General features: G+C 69.6%; 19 protein-coding genes. 9 read left to right on the top strand and 10 right to left on the bottom strand.

The genetic code is table 11. From position 1 onward, the window contains the following. Positions 1 to 179: 179 nt before the first annotated feature. Together ACFY5A_RS07845 and ACFY5A_RS07840 are read left to right on the top strand one after the other, a co-directional pair. A complete protein-coding gene (locus ACFY5A_RS07845) occupies positions 180 to 1,133 on the top strand; it encodes a glycosyltransferase (RefSeq protein ID WP_341942598.1) in 954 nt (317 codons plus the stop codon). Continuing rightward, positions 1,130 to 2,038: a glycosyltransferase gene (locus ACFY5A_RS07840; RefSeq protein WP_341940413.1), complete on the top strand. Its 909-nt coding sequence runs from the start codon at positions 1,130 to 1,132 to the stop codon at positions 2,036 to 2,038. The genes ACFY5A_RS07845 and ACFY5A_RS07840 overlap by 4 nt, the downstream gene beginning before the upstream one ends. Here the strand turns inward: ACFY5A_RS07840 and ACFY5A_RS07835 are convergent. Next, positions 2,035 to 3,240, bottom strand: coding sequence for a glycosyltransferase (locus ACFY5A_RS07835; RefSeq protein ID WP_387232936.1), 1,206 nt, complete (start codon positions 3,238 to 3,240; stop codon positions 2,035 to 2,037). The genes ACFY5A_RS07840 and ACFY5A_RS07835 overlap by 4 nt on opposite strands. Positions 3,241 to 3,441: 201 nt before the next feature. On the opposite strand from ACFY5A_RS07835, the gene ACFY5A_RS07830 reads away from it, so the two are divergent. Beyond that, on the top strand, positions 3,442 to 3,897 hold the full coding sequence (locus ACFY5A_RS07830) for an adenylyltransferase/cytidyltransferase family protein (RefSeq protein WP_105673915.1): 456 nt from the start codon (positions 3,442 to 3,444) through the stop codon (positions 3,895 to 3,897). A 90-nt stretch (positions 3,898 to 3,987) separates the two neighbouring features. Here the strand turns inward: ACFY5A_RS07830 and ACFY5A_RS07825 are convergent, their stop codons facing one another. Continuing rightward, positions 3,988 to 4,380: an SIP domain-containing protein gene (locus ACFY5A_RS07825; RefSeq protein ID WP_223587176.1), complete on the bottom strand. Its 393-nt coding sequence runs from the start codon at positions 4,378 to 4,380 to the stop codon at positions 3,988 to 3,990. A 73-nt stretch (positions 4,381 to 4,453) separates the two neighbouring features. On the opposite strand from ACFY5A_RS07825, the gene ACFY5A_RS07820 reads away from it, so the two are divergent. The 3 genes from ACFY5A_RS07820 (at position 4,454) to ACFY5A_RS07810 (ending at position 8,428) form a co-directional block, all read left to right on the top strand. After that, a complete protein-coding gene (locus ACFY5A_RS07820; RefSeq protein ID WP_105673911.1) occupies positions 4,454 to 4,717 on the top strand; it encodes a glutaredoxin domain-containing protein in 264 nt (87 codons plus the stop codon). A gap of 82 nt (positions 4,718 to 4,799) precedes the next feature. Next, on the top strand, positions 4,800 to 6,176 hold the full coding sequence (locus ACFY5A_RS07815; RefSeq protein WP_387232932.1) for an MFS transporter: 1,377 nt from the start codon (positions 4,800 to 4,802) through the stop codon (positions 6,174 to 6,176). Between the two features lie 227 nt (positions 6,177 to 6,403). Next, positions 6,404 to 8,428, top strand: a complete 2,025-nt coding sequence (locus ACFY5A_RS07810) for an aldehyde dehydrogenase family protein (protein WP_387232929.1) — start codon at positions 6,404 to 6,406, stop codon at positions 8,426 to 8,428. Between the two features lie 147 nt (positions 8,429 to 8,575). On the opposite strand, the gene pip is transcribed toward ACFY5A_RS07810, so the two are convergent. Both pip and ACFY5A_RS07800 read right to left on the bottom strand, forming a co-directional pair. After that, a complete protein-coding gene (gene pip, locus ACFY5A_RS07805) occupies positions 8,576 to 9,562 on the bottom strand; it encodes a prolyl aminopeptidase (RefSeq protein WP_387232926.1) in 987 nt (328 codons plus the stop codon). Positions 9,563 to 9,596: 34 nt separating this feature from the next. Beyond that, positions 9,597 to 10,493, bottom strand: a complete 897-nt coding sequence (locus ACFY5A_RS07800) for a neutral zinc metallopeptidase (protein WP_387232923.1) — start codon at positions 10,491 to 10,493, stop codon at positions 9,597 to 9,599. A 44-nt stretch (positions 10,494 to 10,537) separates the two neighbouring features. On the opposite strand from ACFY5A_RS07800, the gene ACFY5A_RS07795 reads away from it, so the two are divergent. From ACFY5A_RS07795 to ACFY5A_RS07785, 3 genes are all read left to right on the top strand, one after another. Further along, the gene (locus ACFY5A_RS07795; protein WP_223587180.1) at positions 10,538 to 11,527 is read left to right on the top strand and encodes a malate dehydrogenase; all 990 of its coding nucleotides are present in this window, start codon (positions 10,538 to 10,540) and stop codon (positions 11,525 to 11,527) included. Between the two features lie 118 nt (positions 11,528 to 11,645). Next, positions 11,646 to 11,975 (top strand): response regulator, encoded by a 330-nt coding sequence (locus ACFY5A_RS07790; protein WP_341940420.1) that lies wholly within the window; start codon positions 11,646 to 11,648, stop codon positions 11,973 to 11,975. A 74-nt stretch (positions 11,976 to 12,049) separates the two neighbouring features. Continuing rightward, positions 12,050 to 12,523, top strand: a complete 474-nt coding sequence (locus tag ACFY5A_RS07785) for a recombinase family protein (RefSeq protein ID WP_341940421.1) — start codon at positions 12,050 to 12,052, stop codon at positions 12,521 to 12,523. Positions 12,524 to 12,660: 137 nt separating this feature from the next. Here the strand turns inward: ACFY5A_RS07785 and ACFY5A_RS07780 are convergent, their stop codons facing one another. The 6 genes from ACFY5A_RS07780 to ACFY5A_RS07755 form a co-directional block, all read right to left on the bottom strand. Next, positions 12,661 to 13,335: a hypothetical protein gene (locus ACFY5A_RS07780; RefSeq protein ID WP_387232919.1), complete on the bottom strand. Its 675-nt coding sequence runs from the start codon at positions 13,333 to 13,335 to the stop codon at positions 12,661 to 12,663. Further along, on the bottom strand, positions 13,317 to 13,826 hold the full coding sequence (locus ACFY5A_RS07775) for a hypothetical protein (RefSeq protein WP_341940423.1): 510 nt from the start codon (positions 13,824 to 13,826) through the stop codon (positions 13,317 to 13,319). Before ACFY5A_RS07775 ends, ACFY5A_RS07780 begins: the two co-directional genes overlap by 19 nt. Further along, complete coding sequence (locus ACFY5A_RS07770) at positions 13,823 to 15,388, bottom strand: hypothetical protein (protein WP_341940424.1); 1,566 nt, start codon at positions 15,386 to 15,388, stop codon at positions 13,823 to 13,825. The genes ACFY5A_RS07775 and ACFY5A_RS07770 overlap by 4 nt, the downstream gene beginning before the upstream one ends. A gap of 3 nt (positions 15,389 to 15,391) precedes the next feature. Then, positions 15,392 to 15,673 (bottom strand): hypothetical protein, encoded by a 282-nt coding sequence (locus tag ACFY5A_RS07765; RefSeq protein WP_105673895.1) that lies wholly within the window; start codon positions 15,671 to 15,673, stop codon positions 15,392 to 15,394. Further along, the gene (locus ACFY5A_RS07760) at positions 15,670 to 15,858 is read right to left on the bottom strand and encodes a hypothetical protein (RefSeq protein WP_341940426.1); all 189 of its coding nucleotides are present in this window, start codon (positions 15,856 to 15,858) and stop codon (positions 15,670 to 15,672) included. Before ACFY5A_RS07760 ends, ACFY5A_RS07765 begins: the two co-directional genes overlap by 4 nt. A 78-nt stretch (positions 15,859 to 15,936) precedes the next feature. Then, positions 15,937 to 16,224, bottom strand: coding sequence for a WXG100 family type VII secretion target (locus ACFY5A_RS07755; RefSeq protein ID WP_105673989.1), 288 nt, complete (start codon positions 16,222 to 16,224; stop codon positions 15,937 to 15,939). Positions 16,225 to 16,231: the final 7 nt, after the last annotated feature.

Here is a 16,231-nt window from a genome sequence, read left to right as displayed (position 1 = left end):
CGACTCCCCTATGTCACGACCCGCGGGCACCCCACATGCCCGGGTCATTCCCGACCAGTGTAGAGCCCGACTGCTGGCACACTGGAACCATGGGGAACAAATCAGGGGGTTCTGCGCGCCCGATCAGGGTGATGCAGTCATTCGGGGCGCCGCGCCCCACATCCAATCCGTACGTGCACATGCTGGATGAGGCGCTGGCGTCGACGCCGGGCGTGGAGCACCTGCGCTTCGACCGCCGTCAGGCGCTGTTCGGCCGACTCGACGCCATCCAGTTCCACTGGCCGGAGACGCTGTTCGGCTCCGGGACGGGTGCGAAGGGCCTCGCCCGTCGGGCGTACGCGATCGCGCTGCGGGCCCGCATCTCGATGGGCCGGGTCGCCGTCATCCGCACCGTGCACAACGTCGAGCTCCCTGGCGACGTCTCCCCCTGGCAGCGCCGCTACCTCGAATGGGTGGAGCGTCGCACCGATCACCGCATCGTGCTCAACGAGCTGACGGAGCTTCCGGAGGGCGCGGAGTCGACGCTGATCCCGCACGGCCACTACCGCGACTGGTTCGCCGATGTCGAGAAGACGGATGCCGCTCCCGGAACCCTCGGATTCGTCGGCCTCGTGCGACGGTACAAGGGCGTCGAGGACCTGATCCGCGTCTTCTCGGAGACGGCGGAGGCCGCCCCCGAGCTGCGGCTGCGCATCGCCGGCAACCCGACCAGCGCCGGCCTCGCCGACGAGGTGCGGGCGAGCGCGAAGGCCGACGGCCGCATCGAGCTCGACCTCCGCTACCTGTCGGAGCCCGACTTCGCCCGCGCCGTCATGAGCAGCTCCGGCATCGTGCTGCCCTACCGCTTCATGCACAACTCCGGCACCGTGCTCGCGGCGCTGTCCCTGAACCGCCCCGTGCTGGTGCCCCGCACCGCCGTCAACGAAGCCCTGTCGGCGGAGGTCGGCCCCGGCTGGATCACGATGTTCGACGAGGAGCTCGCGGCATCCGATCTCCTGGCGTTCGCCGAGGCGATCCGCACCCTTCCGGCCGGCGAGCCCGACCTCTCGGCCCGTGACTGGGACCGGGCGGGCGTCGCCCATCGCGAGGCCTTCACACGCGCGGTGGCGCACCGTCGCGGAGCGACACGATGACCGAGTCCGTGCTGATCGCCGTCCCGACGTACCGACGCGCTGCTCTGCTGCCCCCTCTGGTCGCGGCGATCCGCACGCAGACCGATGGGCTGCGCACGCGCATCCTGCTCGTCGACAACGACCCGGAGCGATCCGCCGAGGTCGTCGCCGGAGAACTGGGCGTCGAGTACCTCTCGGAGACGACCCCCGGCATCGCCGCCGTCCGGCAGGCGGCCCTGGACGCGGCATCCGACGACGAGCTCACGGTCATGATCGACGATGACGTGTTCCCCGAGGACGGGTGGCTGCACGGCCTGGTCGACGTCTGGCGCGACACACGCGCCGCCGTGGTGATGGGCTACGTCCGCTACGTGTGGCCCGAGGGCACCGACCCGTGGATCGCCGCGGGCGGCTTCATGCGCCGCACGCGCTTCCCGAACGGCAAGCGGCTGGACTCCCTCGCCACCGGGAACGTGCTCGTCGACACCGCCCAGGTGCGGGCCCTCGGCGTGCGCTTCGACGTCTCGCTCGGTCTCATCGGCGGCGAGGACAACGTGTTCGGCCGCGCCGTCGTCGCGCGGGGCGGATCGATCGTGGCCTCAGCCGACTCCGTGGCCCGCGACGACATCGCGCCCGAGCGCACGACGCGCGAGTTCGTGCACCGCCGCGCGATCTCCCACGGGCAGGCCCGCGTGCGGCTGCTGATCCGGGAGGCGCCGGCGTGGAAGCGCCCGCTCCTGCACGTCGCGCACCTGGTCGGCGGAGCGGTGCGCTGGATCGCCTTCACCGGCGGACGCGCGGTCTCGGCCCTGCGACGCGACACGGCGGCGAACGCCGTCTACCAGCGGCGCGCGTGGTTCGCGCAGGGACGGATGCTCGCCGCCCTCGGCATCGTGCGCGGCGAGTACGCCCGCCCGAAGAGTTAGAGCTCCCCCGGCCGCATCGCCTCGGCGTCGATCGCCCTGATGACCCTGAGCGCCGCGGTGTCGACGGAAGGCTCCTCCGCGGCATCCGCCTTCCGCCGCCGACGCGGCGCGTAGACGACGAGGGAGTGGAACAGGAACCGGGCGAAGAACGCGACGATCAGCGAGAGCGCCGTGGCGAGCACGCTGGAGATGTGCCAGCTCGAGGCCATCAGCGCCATCACCGGGATGCGCAGTGCCGCCTCGGCGTTGTTGAACGCGAACGACGAGGCGAAGCGGATGCCGAGGGCCCTGGCGTCCGTGCGCATGTCGGCGAAGACGAAGCGCTCCTGCAGCAGGAAGTTGCCGATGATCGTGACCTCGGCGCCGATGATCGCCGCCCAGATGTCCGGCACTCCCGCCTCGACGAGCAGCCACATGATGCCGAGATTGGCGACGGCGCCGATGACGCCGATCATCGCGAACAGCGACATCTTCCCGAAGCGGAGCCTGGCCAGGTGGGCGATGAACGTGGCCCCCTGCCGGAGGCTCGCCTTGGATGTGCCGTGGCGTCGCTCGGCGAACTCCATCGGCACCTCGGCGATGCGCAGGTCGGTGCGCGCGAGGATCTCGAGGAGGATCTTGAACCCCTGCGGTCGGAGCGCGTCGAGGTCGAGCCTGCTGCGATCGACCAGGAAGAAGCCGGTCATCGGGTCGGTGCTGCGCGCGAGGCGGATCGGGAACATCGCCCTGGTCAGCCAGGTCGCGGCGCGCGACACCCCGAATCTCACGGCCGTGCCGAGCCCGCTGGTGTCGCCTCCGCCGATGTAGCGCGACGCCGCGACGACGTCGGCGCCGCCCTCGTCGTGGCGGTCGACGAGCGAGGGCAGCAGCTCAGGCGGATGCTGCAGGTCGCCGTCCATGACGATGCAGAGGTCGGATGCCGCGGCCTTGAGCCCGACGACCACGGCGCCGCCGAGTCCGCCGGTGTTGTCGTCGCGGTGGATCACGCGGACGGGCAGGGGCGCGTCGGCCGCGACCCGCTCGACCTCGAGAGCGGTGTCGTCGGTGCTGTCGTCGACGAAGAGGATCTCGGCGTCACGCCCCGCGAGCGCGGCGGCGGTGCGTGCGACGAGTTCCGCGACGTTGTCGCGCTCGTTGTACGTCGGCACGATGACCGTGACCTCTGCCACCACCTGATCCCCCTCGTCGGATGCCGACTCCATCGTTTCACGGGTTGCTATGAGTTGAGAACGTCCTCACTCACTTCATAAACAACCTTTCCATATTCGGCCCCGCGTGAGAAGGGTCAGAACCGGGCACTCCCCGCTTCGGGCGAACTCCTGCTAGGCTGACCGGATGCGGCTGTGGGAGTCGCTGAGCGGATGGGGATCCGCTTCTGGGGAATCTACTGATCTGGGGAGATCATGGGGACGCGCATCGGCTATGCCGTTGGTGCCTTCGACCTGTTTCACGTCGGGCACCTGAACCTTCTTCGACACGCCAAGCAGCAGTGCGACATTCTGATCGCCGGCGTCGTGAGCGACGAGATGCTGCGCGAGGTGAAGGGCATCGAGCCCGTCATCCCGACGGCGGAGCGCGCGGAGATCGTTCGTCACATCTCGTTCGTCGACGACGTCTACGTCGAGACGACGCCGTCGAAGATGGACTCCTGGCGAGACGTGCACTTCACGCACTTCTTCAAGGGCGACGACTGGCGGGGCACCGAGAAGGGCCTGCGGCTCGAGCGGGAGTTCGCCGAGGTCGGAGTGGAGGTCGTGTACTTCCCGTACACCGCCCACACCTCGAGCTCCTCGCTGCGCCGCGCCCTCGATGCGATCACCGCCGGGGCCGCGCAGACGGCATCCGCCGTCGCGCGCTGAGACCGACCGCATCGATCCGGCCGAGCTGGGGCCGCCGGGTCGATGCGGTCGAGGGACGCGCCGCCGCCCTCCGGGGTCGGCGGCGCGTGGTCAGTTGGCGACGCCGAGAAGGCTCCGAGCCATGCGGGCCACCCGCGGAGGAGTGTGCGGGCCGAGCCAGACCGTCCACTGCGCCGGAGGCTCCGTGCAGGTCCACTCCACGCACCAGGCGTGGACCGCGGCGGCGAGACGCTCCCCCTTGACGTGCTGGCGGATGCCGTCGCCCCGCATCAGCCATCGCACCGACACCCCGTCGGGCACGTCGATATGGCGGAGCTGGATGCGGGCGGCGGCCTCGAGCAGGACCACGCCCTGCGCGTCCCACGGCAGTCGGGCGCAGATGCCGGCGATGAACACGGCGTCCGCGGCATCCCCCGCGATGAGCACCGCGCCCTCGATGCTCTCCCAGTCCGGATCCTCGAGGTGCTCGCATGCGGTGCTCATCCCTCAAGCATAGGTAAGGCTACCCTTACTAGTCAACGACGCCAGGGGCATCCGTTCGTCGTACCCTGGATGCATGACCACTCCTGCAGCATCCGAGATCACGATGTTCGGCGCCGACTGGTGCCGCGACTGCATCCGCACCAAGAAGCAGCTCGACGAGCTCGGCATCGAGTACACCTACATCGACCTCGTCGCCGATCCCTCCGCGGCCGACGTCGCGAAGGAGATCTCGGGCCGCACGAACATCCCCGTCGTCGTCTACCCGGACTCCTCCCACCACGTCGAGCCGTCCAACGCCGACGTCGAGGCGAAGCTCCGCGAGCTCTCCCTGATCTGATCCCGATCAGCGTTCGATCCTCGCCGACCCCGCAGGGCGACGGCGCGGATCGCCTCGCCGAGGCGACCGATACACTGGCGCGATGAGCACCGAGGCTCGCCCCGAACGAGCATCCGCCCGCCTGTCCGCCCGCACGATCGCGCTGTACTCGATCGGTTCCCTGGGGACCGGCGGTTACGCGACCCTCCCGGGTCTCGTGCTGACCTACTTCCTCACCGACAACCTCGGTGTCGCGGCCCTGGCCGCGGGGCTCATCGTGACCGCGGCGAAGATCTGGGACGTGGTGATCGACCCGGTCATCGGGGCGGCATCCGATCGCCAGCTCGCCCGCACCGGATCCCGCCGCGGATTCATGGTCACCGGCGCGCTCACGCTCCCCCTCTTCTTCGCGCTCACCTTCGCGGTGCCGCCATCGTGGGGTCCTGTCGCCGGCGCCGCGTGCGTGCTCCTGGCGTTCCTCGCCACCGCCACGGCCTTCAGCCTGTTCCAGGTGCCGTACGTCGCCCTCCCCGCCGAGCTCACCGACAGCTACGACGAGCGCACGCGGCTGCTCGGCTGGCGCGTCATCGTCCTGACCGCGGCGATCCTGCTGTTCGGCGCAGGCGGCCCCGAGCTGCGCAAGGCCGGGTCCGACCAGGTCGTCGGATACCTCCTGATGGGCATCGCCGCCGGTCTCGCGATCGGCATCGGGATGTACGTGGCCGCGAAGACGGCGGATGCCGCGGCATCCCGTGCGCGCCCTGCGGCGAGCGCCGCGCCGGAGACGGCGAGCCTGCGCGACCACTACGCATCGGGGTTCAGCGCCCTCCGCCGCAGCCAGCCCTTCCGGGCGCTGCTCGCGACGTTCCTCCTTCAGGCGCTCGCGACCGGCACGATGCTCGCCGGCGCCCAGTACGTGGCGACCTGGGTGCTGCGGTCGGAGGATGCCGTGACGCTGGTCTTCCTCGCACTCGTCGGCCCCGCGCTGCTCGCGACGCCCGGATGGACCGCGATCGCCCGTCGCGTCGGCAAGGAACGCGCGTTCGGCGTCGCGAGCGTGCTGTTCACCGTCGCGGCGGCGTCGATCACGCTCGCCGTGTGGGCGCCCGGACCGTGGATCTACGGTTCGGTGGCCGTGGCCGGAGTCGCCTACGCCGGGCTGCAGTCGCTGCCGATGGCCATGCTCCCCGACGTCATCTCGCATGACGAGCGCATCCACGGCGCCGGCCAGGCCGGCACGTTCACGGGCGTCTGGACCGCCGGCGAGACCGTCGGCTTCGCCCTGGGCGCCACCGTCGTGTCGCTCACGCTGGCCGCGACCGGCTACGTGTCGACGGTCGCCGGGGCGACGACGACCCAGCCGGATGCCGCGATCGCCGGCATCGTGCTGAGCTTCAGCATCCTCCCGGCAGTCCTCATGCTGGGAAGTCTCGCCGCGCTGCGCCGCTACCGCCTCCGTCGCGTCGACATCGAGGGCTGATACCCGCTCGCGCAGGCTCCCCGTTCCCGCTGCGCTTCTCCCGCTCGCGCTGCTCCCCTCCTCGCGCGGCTCTTCTCCCGCTCGCGCTGCTGATCGCTGCGCACGCGCCCGAAACTTCTGCAGCTCGTGCAGGTTCTCGCCGCGCGAAAGCCCAGGTCCACCACGTGAGACCGGGCCGAACCGGACCCGGCGGCATAAGCTGGGGTCCTGCCTTGAAGGAGACGCCGATGACTTCTGCGACATCGCCCAGCGCCGACGAGAGCGCGTCGAGCACCCCTCGCCCTGCGAAGAAGGCCTCGTCGGGCGCGAAAGCCCCGAAGACCGCGCCCGCGACACCGAAGAGCCCGGATGCGGCCCAGACCGCGAAGGCTCCGGCATCTGCACGGCCGAAGACCGACGCCTCGGCAGCGAAGAGCCCGGGTGCCACCAAGACCGCGAAGGCTCCGGCGTCTGCACGGCAGAAGAGCTCGGAAGTCGCCAGCACCGCACCCGCGACGGCGAAGAGCTCGGGGGTCACTGCATCCGCATCCGCCCTCCCCGCACTCGATGAGGGCGAGCGCGCGCGCCTCGACTCCGCGATCGGCGACCTGCAGACCGGCGCCTCGATCTGGTCGGCGCTGACGCTGTCACAGCGCGTCACTCTCCTGCGCGCGGTGCGGACGAGCGTCGCGGCGACCGCCGAGGACTGGGCCGACACCGCTGCGGCGTCGAAGGGGCTGGACGGACGGCATCCTCTCCGCGGCGAGGAGTGGCTGAGCGGCCCGTACAGCGTGCTCGGCGCCCTCGACGCCTACATCGAGACCCTCTCGCGTCTCGCCGACGGCACCAACCCCCTCGACGGCGTGAAGATCGACCGTGCTCCGGGCGGACGCACCCGCGTGCACACCTTCCCGCTGACCGGCATCGACAGGTTCCTGCTGTCGGGGTTCACCGGAGAGGTCTGGCTGGAACCGGGCATCACCCCGAACGGTGCGCGGGCCGCCGCGGGGCTCGCGCAGCGCACCCCGACCGCATCCGGCGGGGTCGGACTCGTGCTCGGCGCGGGCAACATCACCTCCATCCCCGTGCTCGACGTGCTCTACGAGCTGCTCGCCCACAACCGCACCGCGCTGCTGAAGGTCAACCCCACGCAGGACGCCCTCGTGCCCGTCTACAAACGCGCCTTCGCGCCGCTCATCGAGCCGGGGTTCCTGCGCATCGTGCGCGGCGGACCGTCGGTCGGCGCCTACCTGACCGGTCACCCCGACCTCGTCCACGTGCACATCACCGGCTCTGCGGCGACGTTCGACGCGATCGTGTGGGGCACGGGCGCCGCGGCCGCCAGACGCCGCCGCGAGAACCGTCCGCAGCTGAAGAAGCCGATCACCGCCGAGCTGGGCGGAGTCTCGCCCATCATCGTCGTCCCCGGCGCGTGGTCGGACGACGACCTGCGCTACCAGGCGGAGCACGTCGCGACCATGCGCCTGCAGAACGGCGGACACAACTGCATCGCCGGTCAGGTCGTCATCCTGTCGTCCGACTGGCCGCAGGCCGACCGCTTCCGCGCCGAGCTGCGCCGCGCCTACGCGAACGCCCCGGAACGGCCGATCTGGTACCCCGGGTCGCCCTCGAGGATGCAGCAGGCCACAGACGCCTACCCCGACGCCCTCGTGCTCGGCGACCGCCTGCTCGTCGAGATCGGCGACGGAGACGACCCCGACGCGCTGCAGCGCACCGAGTACTTCGCCCCTGTGCTCGGCGTCGTGACCGTCCCCGGCGAGGGGCAGTCCTTCCTCGACGCCGCGGTCGCGTACGCCAACGACGAGCTGCAGGGCACGCTCGGCGCGAACCTGCTGATCGACCCGGCGACGGAGAAGTCGCTCGGCAGCGGATTCGAGCGCGCGATCGCGAACCTCCGCTACGGCTCGATCGCCATCAACGGCTGGACGGCCTTCGGGTTCATCACCCCGACCCTCACGTGGGGCGCGTTCCCCGGCAGCACGATCGACGACGTGGGCAGCGGCATCGGCATCGTGCACAACGCCCTGCTGCTCGACGGCGTGGAGCGCTCGGTGATCCGCGGACCGTTCCGCCCGTTCCCCCGGTCGCTGCCCGTGGTGAACGGCGGCGGTCGGCTCACGATCCTCCCGAAGCCGCCGTGGTTCGTGTCGGCCCGCACCGGCGCCGAGGTGAGCGAGGGGCTGACCCGGTTCCGTGTGAACGGCAGCACCGCGGGTCTCGTGAAGACGCTGCTGAAGGCGCTGCGCGCGTAGCCCTGGCCCCACCCCGTCTGTCTCGGTCGCTCCGCCCCCTGAAGTCCCGGTCGTCGAGCGAGCGCAGCGAGACGAAACGCCCCGCCGACAGATCCGTTTCGTCTCGGTCGCTCCGCTCCCTCGCTCAACGGCCGAGAGGAAGCTCGCTCACCGACCGGCGGAGAATGCCCCGGCGAAGCGGTCGGTCGCGGCCCTGAGCGCGCGCTGGATGCCGGGTTCGGATGCCGAGTGGCCCGCGTCGTCGACCACGACGAAGTCCGCCTCCGGCCACGCCCTGTGCAGATCCCACGCGGTCATCATGGGCGTGCACACGTCATGCCGCCCCTGCACGATCACGGTCGGAATGTGACGGATGCCGTCCACACCGGCGATCAACTGCCCCTCGTCCCACCAGCCGCGATGCACGAAGAAGTGGTTCTCGATCCGCGCGAACGCGGTGGCCCTGCGCGCATCGGACATCGCGGCGATCTGCTCGGCGTCGGGAGTGAGCGTGACCGTCGACGCCTCCCAGGTCGACCAGGCGACCGCGGCGGGCTCGTGCACGGCCGGGTCCGGATCGAACAGGCGCCGATGGTACGCCTCGATCATCCTCGTGCGCTCCAGCACGGGTATCGGCGCGATGAACGCCTCCCAGAGGTCGGGGAACAGCGCGGCCGCCCCGCCCTCGTAGAACCACTCCAGCTCTTCGCGGCGCAGGGTGAAGATGCCGCGGAGCACGAGCTCGGAGACGGCATCCGGGTGCGCCTGCGCGTAGGCGAGCGCGAGCGCGCTGCCCCAGGAGCCGCCGAACACCTGCCAGGTGCGGATTCCGAGGTTCTTGCGCAGCAGCTCGATGTCGGCGATGAGGTGCGCGGTGGTGACGTGGCGCAGGTCGGCGCCCGCTTCCCCCGCATGCGGGGTGCTGCGTCCGCAGCCGCGCTGATCGAGCAGGACGATCCGGTAGACCTCGGGGTCGAAGAACCGTCGCTGCCAGGGCGACGTCCCGCTCCCGGGCCCGCCGTGGAGGAACACCACCGGCTTGCCCTCCGGGTTGCCGCTGACCTCCCAGTACATGCGGTGGCCGTCGCCCACGAGCAGCTCGCCCGTCTCATACGGCTCGATCGCCGGATACAGCGCATCCAGATTCATCGTCATCGATCCTCCAGATCACAGACCTACGCCGTCAACGCTACTGGCCGTCGAGCTGATCCCCCGGCAGAGTGAAGGTCGCCGCGCACACGTCGAGGCCGTTCTTGTACCCGTTCGCGAACCAGTACTGACGCTGGTCGCTCGTCCCGTGGGTGAAGCTCTCCGGATTCACGAAGCCGCCCGACTGCTGCTGGATGTGATCGTCGCCCACCACAAGTGCCGCGTTGAGCGCGTCACGTCGCTGCTCCTCGGTCGAAGGCTTCAGGTAGGGAACACCGTCGGCATCCTTGTCCTCCGACATGCGCGCGATCCAGGCCCCCGCATAGCAGTCGGCCTGGAGCTCGGTGCGCACGCCGTTGCTCTCGGGTCCTGTGCCGTTGTTCGGATACTTGTCCATCGTGCCGGTGATGTACTGGATGTGGTGGCCCCACTCGTGCCCGACGATGTAGAGCTGAGCGAGATCTCCGGCGGAGGCCCCGAACTGCTGCTGCATGACCTGGAAGAAGGTGGGGTCGATGTAGACGGTCTGATCCGGCGGGCAGTAGAAGGGGCCCACCGCGTTCGATGCGGTGCCGCACGCCGTGGACGTCGATCCGTCGACGACGACCATGCCCGGCTTGACATATCCGTCGACGTGGTCCTCCCAGTAGGCGTTCAGCGCCACCTCGGCGCCTGCCATACGGCAGTCGGTCCTCTCGTTCGCATCCTGGCCGGTCTTGCAGTCCGTAAGACTCGACTCCTGGGGTGCTCCCGCGCCGCTCCCGCCACCATCGGTGCCGCCGGGGATCAGTCCGGTCAGGTCGATGCCCAGAAGCGGACCTGCGATCAGCGCGATGATCCCGAGGAGGCCGATTCCTCCGGCGCCGGCGACGACAGCCCCGCGTCCTCGGCGACGAGTGGTGTTGGTCGAGATGTCGGCATCCGGATTGAACGTCATGGATCGAGGGTACTCCCGGGCGGATGCCGTCATAGGCTCGACATATGACGACGACCATCACGATCACCGGTGCGGGCGGCCAGATCGGCTACGCCCTGCTGTTCCGCATCGCCGCAGGCGACCTGCTGGGGCCCGACGAGAAGGTCCGGCTGCGCCTGCTGGAGATCCCGCAGGGCCTGGGCGCCGCAGAGGGCGCGGCTCTGGAACTGCAGGACGGCGCGTTCGGGCTCCTCGAGCACGTCGAGGTGACGGACGACCCCGCTGTCGGCTTCGATGGAAGCGACCTCGCGCTGCTGGTCGGCGCCCGCCCCCGAGGACCGGGGATGGAGCGCGGAGACCTGCTCGCGGCCAACGGCGGCATCTTCGGTCCGCAGGGGCGCGCGATCGCGGCGCACGCGGCATCCGGTGTGCGCGTCACGGTCGTCGGCAACCCGGCCAACACCAACGCCCTGATCGCGGCGGCATCCGCCGACGGCGTGCCGGCGGAGCGCTTCACGGCGCTGACCAGGCTCGATGAGAACCGCGCCCGCGGGCAGCTCGCGGCCACCCTCGGCGTCCCGGTCGAGACCGTGCGCCGGGTGCCCATCTGGGGCAATCACTCGGCGACGCAGTTCCCCGACGTCTCGCACGCGACCGTCGCCGGGATGCCGGTCGGCGATGCTCTCGCCGCCATCGTGGGCGACGTGCCCGCGTGGCTCGACGAGACGTTCATCCCGCGGGTCGCTCAGCGCGGGGCCGAGATCATCAAGGTCCGCGGATCGTCGTCGGTGGCCTCGGCAGCGAGCGCCACGATCGATCACGTGCGCGATTGGGTGCGGGGCACCGACGACTGGACCTCGGCGGGGGTGGTCTCCCACGGCGAGTACGGAGTGCCGGAGGGGCTGATCTCCTCGTTCCCCGTGCAGTCGGTGGACGGAGAGTGGCGCATCGTCGAGGGGCTCGAGCTCGACGCACGGTCTCGAGCCCGGATCGACGCGTCCGTCGCCGAGCTCGTCGACGAGCGCGAGACCGTGCGGGCGCTCGGCCTGCTCTGACCCGCTCTCCTCCTCCCCATCGTGCCTCCGATCGGGTTCGTCCACAGACCGCGGAACCGCCGGATTCTCTGGCCTAAAGTCGATGGACGAGCCCTGGTCGCCGGAGCAGAATGGGAGGGTGTTCGTGTCGCCTGACGTGATCGGAATGGTCATCGCCCTCTTCGCCTTCGCCGTCGCCGTCCTCGGTGGCGTCGGCGGGATGATCGCGCACCAGTCGAGGGGACTCGATGCGCGGTTCGATCAGGTCGATGCGCGGTTCGATCAGGTCGGAGCGCGGTTCGACCAGGTCGATGCACGGATAGACAGACTCGACACGCGCATCGACCGCGTCGAAGGCAGGATGGACCGCGTCGAGTCCCAGCTCGACCACCTGGCGGGTGAGATCGTCGAGGTCAAGATCGCCGTGGCCCGCCTCGAAGGTCCTCAACGACGACTGCAGCGACTCTGAGGGCGTGCCCGCAGGTTGCGGACAGGCATGCCAGGGGTGTGCGGACAGGGCAGAATGGACGCTGGAGGTGCGCGATGAGCGAGACGACAGAACCGACGAAGGCTGCGGCATCCGTGGATGACGCCTTGACGAGCCCGCTGCACCTGCCGCACGCGGCCGCAGAGTGCCCGAAGTGCTTCACCGAGCTGCAGCAGAACAGGGACTTCTGGTCGGCGCGACCGGACGGGTCACGACTGGTCGGTCTGGTCGTCGCACGCGATGGGATGCCGTCGGTGGTCGAGCAGCGCGACGATCTCACCCGGTTCGGGGTGCCGATCGAGGGTTTCCGGCACCCGGCGCCCGACATCCTGGAGAGCTGGAACGACCGCCTCGCGCGGCTGATCGCGACTCTGCACCCCGGTGACGTCCTGGTCGTCGCCAACATCAACGCTCTCGGCCGGAACGCCGATGAGGGCACCAGGACGGTGGCTGACCTGCGCCGTCGGGGCATCATGGTCAAGGTGCTCAGCCACAACGCGAGACACCTCGCCGACGCGGCTGCACGCTGAGACCGACCGCAACCCGTCGACCAACGACGGACGCGCGCGGTGATGGCTGCGCGGTCAGCTCCGTGCCCTCGACTCCGCCTGATCAACTGCGAGTGGTCAGCCGAGCGCGATCACTGCGCGCGGTCAGGTCCGCCCGGTCAGCTGTGCGCGGTCGCACCCGCACGCAGCTGATCGCGCAGGGACTCCGGCTTGTCCTCGCTGAAGTAGGCGACGGCGATGAACTCGTCGAACAGTGCGAGCATCACGTTCTCCAGCTCGCCCAGCGGCGTCGAGAAACGCACCATCAGCATCCGCTTCGTGTCTGGTACCGGGATCCAGTAATCGGCGATCAACCGCAGGATCCCCTCCGAGTCCCCGCTCTCCTCGACCTGTTCGACGCGGTGCGTGCGCAGAGCGGGAACGCCCGGGCCGCGCACCTCGATCATCGAGGCGTACGCGCCGGGATCGAGCTGCTTCAGCCCCTCGGCCATGACCTTGAGCACCGACTGCGGCGCCGTGCCGACCGCGGGACTCATCCGCAGGTCTGCGGGCTCGAAGACGAGGAGCGTCACCGGCAGCGGAGTACCCCTGGCGATCTCGGTCGAGAACATGATGGCGCGGACGTCGCCGTCCGCCCCCGCCGTGACCGCCTGCTGCAGCTGACGCCGCACCGTGGCACGCTCGGCCGCGCGATCGTCGGCCGGTCCCACCGCATCCTTGGCGATGCGCGCGATGGAGGACGTCCTGGCGTCTTCACCGGACAGGTCCACCGAGAACCAGCGCCCGGGGAGGCGGAACCGCAGATCGCGACCGGTCACTCGGGTGCCGACCACTTCCCGTACCGAGCGCTCATGTCGGTCAGGCTCACTCCACCCGTGCCCGCATTCGTCACGCCCAGCGGATCGAGATCGGCCGCCGCCGTCCTGAGATCGACGATCTCGTGGCCCTCCGCCGTATCCGCACCGGCCGTGATTTTGATCGTGTTCGGCTCCCAGGGAAGCGCGCCCCAGATCGCCTCGACCACGGCATCCAGCTCATCAGCCGTGAGCGGCTCGGCGGTGTCGACCTCCAGCCCGAGGCTGAGTCGATGGCCCAGACCATTGGCCGACTGCGCGAGGTCTCGCACGCCCACGACCCTCGGCACCGCCGCTGTCACGGCGTTCGCCACATCACCGTAGTCCACTGTCGACCCTTCCGTCTGTTCTGCCTGGCCCGTCTGCGGCATCAGCATCGTGCATCCCGCCAGCGCACCGCTCAGGAGAGACCCCGCCAGCATCACGGCGATGATCCGTCGCCGTCCGATGTGTCCTCGCCTCATGCTCATTCGCTCCAGTGGTAGTAGGACACGTCGACGTACCCATCCTCGTTGAAGAAGTTCGAGAGACCGGGATGATTCGCCTGCACTTCGGCCAGATGATCCTGGTAGGTCTGCGAGTACTTGTCGGCGTTGTGTGCGCCGGCATCCACGCCCAGCACCGGGGCGGGGTTCGGCGGGTCCACGTGGATAGTCGTCCAGTTCGAGCCGTGCTCGGTGCCGAGGTCGCCGGCGACGATGTCGAGGTTCGGCACCGGGTCTCCGTTGTGCTGCACGGAGACCACGTCGACCGAATCGGGGATCGGCATGTGGTCGATGGGCGCTCCGGAGACGACGACGGCCTGCCAGTTGTAGTCGGAGTTGTACGCCGCGAGGTGTCCGGCCATGATCCCGCCCTGGCTGAATCCGACGAGCATGACAGGGTCGTTCTCACCGATGCCCGCCTGCTCCATCGCCTCGAGGACCGCCCGCTCGTACTGCGTCTGCAGAGCCGGCGTCAGCATCAGCGCGAGGTTGCTGTCGAGGTCGTTGACCGCACCCTGGTCTCCGAAGCGGGACAGCCACTCCTGCGTGCTGGGCAGCGTGACGGTGTAGTACCAGCCGTCGGGCCCGAGCACCTTGGTGATCTTCACGACCGAGTCGGTCTCCCCGCCGAGGCCATCGACTTCCCCGGTGCCGTCGAGCACGGTCGCCAGACTCGGCCCCTCGGGAACGTCCTCCGCCGGCACGTTCGCGTAAGGATCCGTCTCGCTCACCCCCGGCGTGCCCTTGAGCACGTCGGACAGGATGCTCGTGATGATGAAAGCGGCGAGCACCCCGGCGATCACGGCCCCGATGATGAGACCGATCGTTCCGAACAGCGCGCCCACCGCGATGATGAGGAGCAGCACCACGAGAACGCCCAGGATCGCGATGAGCGTGTCGGCGATCTTCTTGAGCAAATCGACGACGTCCTGCAGGAAATCGCCGATCCACTCGCCGATGCTCGCGAGGAAGTCACCGATGTCGGAGAAGAAGTCGCCGACCTTGTCCCAGAACCCCTCGTTCGTGGAGTCGATGGCCGCGTCGATCTTGCGGATCGCGATCTCAGCGGCGTCGTTCATGGCCTCGCGCGCCGATTCGATCCGCGAGCGCGCCGACCCGACGGCCGCCTGGGCATCGTTCGCCGCACGCTGCGCGCCGGGGACCTGATCGGCGAGGGAGGGGTCGGTGGAGTCGCCGGCGGCATCCACCCGATCGTTGAGGTCGTGGAGCGCCGCGTCGGCGCGGCCCTGTGCGAGGAGCGCGTCGTCGAGATCGTCCTGCGCGCGTTCTGCGTCGGCGTGAGCATCCGTGAGCGCGACAGCATACTCGGTGAGCGCGTCGGCGGTGCCCTTGTAGCGCGGATGGATGCGCTCGAGGTCAGACGAGATCTCGTCGTTCTGCTCGTAGAGCGCCTGAACGGCTTTGCCCTCGTCGTCCTCGACGATGCCGCGCAGTTCGTGGATCACCGTGAGGATGACGCCGGCCGATGCGACGAGATCCGCGGCGCGCGCGGTCAGCTCATCCGGTCTTCCGGGAAGAACGGTCATGGTCTAACCCTCCCCGTCCTGGGCCATCTTCTGATCGAGGTCACGGAACGTGTCGACGATGGCCTGCATGAAGTCGGCCTGCGAACGCAGGTTGTCGCGCAGCTTCTCCCGCGCGATGTCCCATTTGCCGCCGAAGTCGTCGACCTTGTCGCTGAGACCGCCGTGACCGGTGAGGCCTCCGAGGTCGTCCGCGAAGGACTCCGCCTCGTCGAACGTCGTCGCCAGCCCCCTGGCCTTCTGCGCGGTCGACTGCAACCGCGCGAGGTCCATCCTGACGTCGCTCATGCATCTCCCCCGTCATCGCTCTGATCGTGCCGCGCGAGGCGGTCCGCCGTCGTCTCCCGCAGCCAGGCTCCCAGCGCGGCATCGGCCGCCCTCACCTCGGCGCGCAGCTCGGCGGCGTCCGCAGCGGACGCGGGCACACGCACCCGCAGCGACTGCATCGCCGCTCTCAGCGTCTCCTCCGACATCCGTACGACCCCTCCGTCGCGTGTATGCACAGGGGCCGACCGCAGACGGCCGACCCCCGAAGATCCTGCAGCAGCGTGTCAGCCGCCGGCGAGCTGCGTGTCCAGGTCCTGGATCGCACGCATCATGCCCAGCAGCGACTCCGACATGTCGTTGATACCATCCACCGCGGTCTTCAGACCCGTGGTCAGCTCCCCATAACCCTCACCGAACTTGCCCGACGCATGCTGCGTCTTGAAGTCCTCACCCAGCAGGGTGTCCACCTGAGACTTCAGAGAATCCAGCTGCCCCTGAATGTCATCACGAGCCTGCGACAGCGACGACGCCACCTGCTCCATCTCCGCATAAGACGCACCGAAATCGGCCATCGTCCAC

The sequence above is a fragment of the Microbacterium sp. NPDC012755 genome (genome assembly GCF_042901325.1).
Lineage (GTDB): Bacteria > Actinomycetota > Actinomycetes > Actinomycetales > Microbacteriaceae > Microbacterium > Microbacterium natoriense.
The sequence above is the reverse complement of the archived record's forward strand: the minus strand, read 5'-3'. Positions and strand labels throughout refer to the sequence as shown.

What these genes read in the sequence shown, in the direction of transcription:
- ACFY5A_RS07775 (WP_341940423.1), bottom strand. Translation starts at nt 13,826, where the DNA reads ATGAGCATGAGGCGAGGACACATCGGACGGCGACGGATCATCGCCGTG.
- ACFY5A_RS07835 (WP_387232936.1), bottom strand. Translation starts at nt 3,240, where the DNA reads ATGGAGTCGGCATCCGACGAGGGGGATCAGGTGGTGGCAGAGGTCACG.
- ACFY5A_RS07795 (WP_223587180.1), top strand. Translation starts at nt 10,538, where the DNA reads ATGACGACGACCATCACGATCACCGGTGCGGGCGGCCAGATCGGCTAC.
- ACFY5A_RS07770 (WP_341940424.1), bottom strand. Translation starts at nt 15,388, where the DNA reads ATGACCGTTCTTCCCGGAAGACCGGATGAGCTGACCGCGCGCGCCGCG.
- ACFY5A_RS07820 (WP_105673911.1), top strand. Translation starts at nt 4,454, where the DNA reads ATGACCACTCCTGCAGCATCCGAGATCACGATGTTCGGCGCCGACTGG.
- ACFY5A_RS07845 (WP_341942598.1), top strand. Translation starts at nt 180, where the DNA reads ATGCTGGATGAGGCGCTGGCGTCGACGCCGGGCGTGGAGCACCTGCGC.
- ACFY5A_RS07815 (WP_387232932.1), top strand. Translation starts at nt 4,800, where the DNA reads ATGAGCACCGAGGCTCGCCCCGAACGAGCATCCGCCCGCCTGTCCGCC.
- ACFY5A_RS07825 (WP_223587176.1), bottom strand. Translation starts at nt 4,380, where the DNA reads ATGAGCACCGCATGCGAGCACCTCGAGGATCCGGACTGGGAGAGCATC.
- ACFY5A_RS07830 (WP_105673915.1), top strand. Translation starts at nt 3,442, where the DNA reads ATGGGGACGCGCATCGGCTATGCCGTTGGTGCCTTCGACCTGTTTCAC.
- ACFY5A_RS07800 (WP_387232923.1), bottom strand. Translation starts at nt 10,493, where the DNA reads ATGACGTTCAATCCGGATGCCGACATCTCGACCAACACCACTCGTCGC.
- ACFY5A_RS07765 (WP_105673895.1), bottom strand. Translation starts at nt 15,673, where the DNA reads ATGAGCGACGTCAGGATGGACCTCGCGCGGTTGCAGTCGACCGCGCAG.
- ACFY5A_RS07840 (WP_341940413.1), top strand. Translation starts at nt 1,130, where the DNA reads ATGACCGAGTCCGTGCTGATCGCCGTCCCGACGTACCGACGCGCTGCT.
- ACFY5A_RS07755 (WP_105673989.1), bottom strand. Translation starts at nt 16,224, where the DNA reads ATGGCCGATTTCGGTGCGTCTTATGCGGAGATGGAGCAGGTGGCGTCG.
- ACFY5A_RS07810 (WP_387232929.1), top strand. Translation starts at nt 6,404, where the DNA reads ATGACTTCTGCGACATCGCCCAGCGCCGACGAGAGCGCGTCGAGCACC.
- ACFY5A_RS07785 (WP_341940421.1), top strand. Translation starts at nt 12,050, where the DNA reads ATGAGCGAGACGACAGAACCGACGAAGGCTGCGGCATCCGTGGATGAC.
- ACFY5A_RS07760 (WP_341940426.1), bottom strand. Translation starts at nt 15,858, where the DNA reads ATGTCGGAGGAGACGCTGAGAGCGGCGATGCAGTCGCTGCGGGTGCGT.
- pip (WP_387232926.1), bottom strand. Translation starts at nt 9,562, where the DNA reads ATGACGATGAATCTGGATGCGCTGTATCCGGCGATCGAGCCGTATGAG.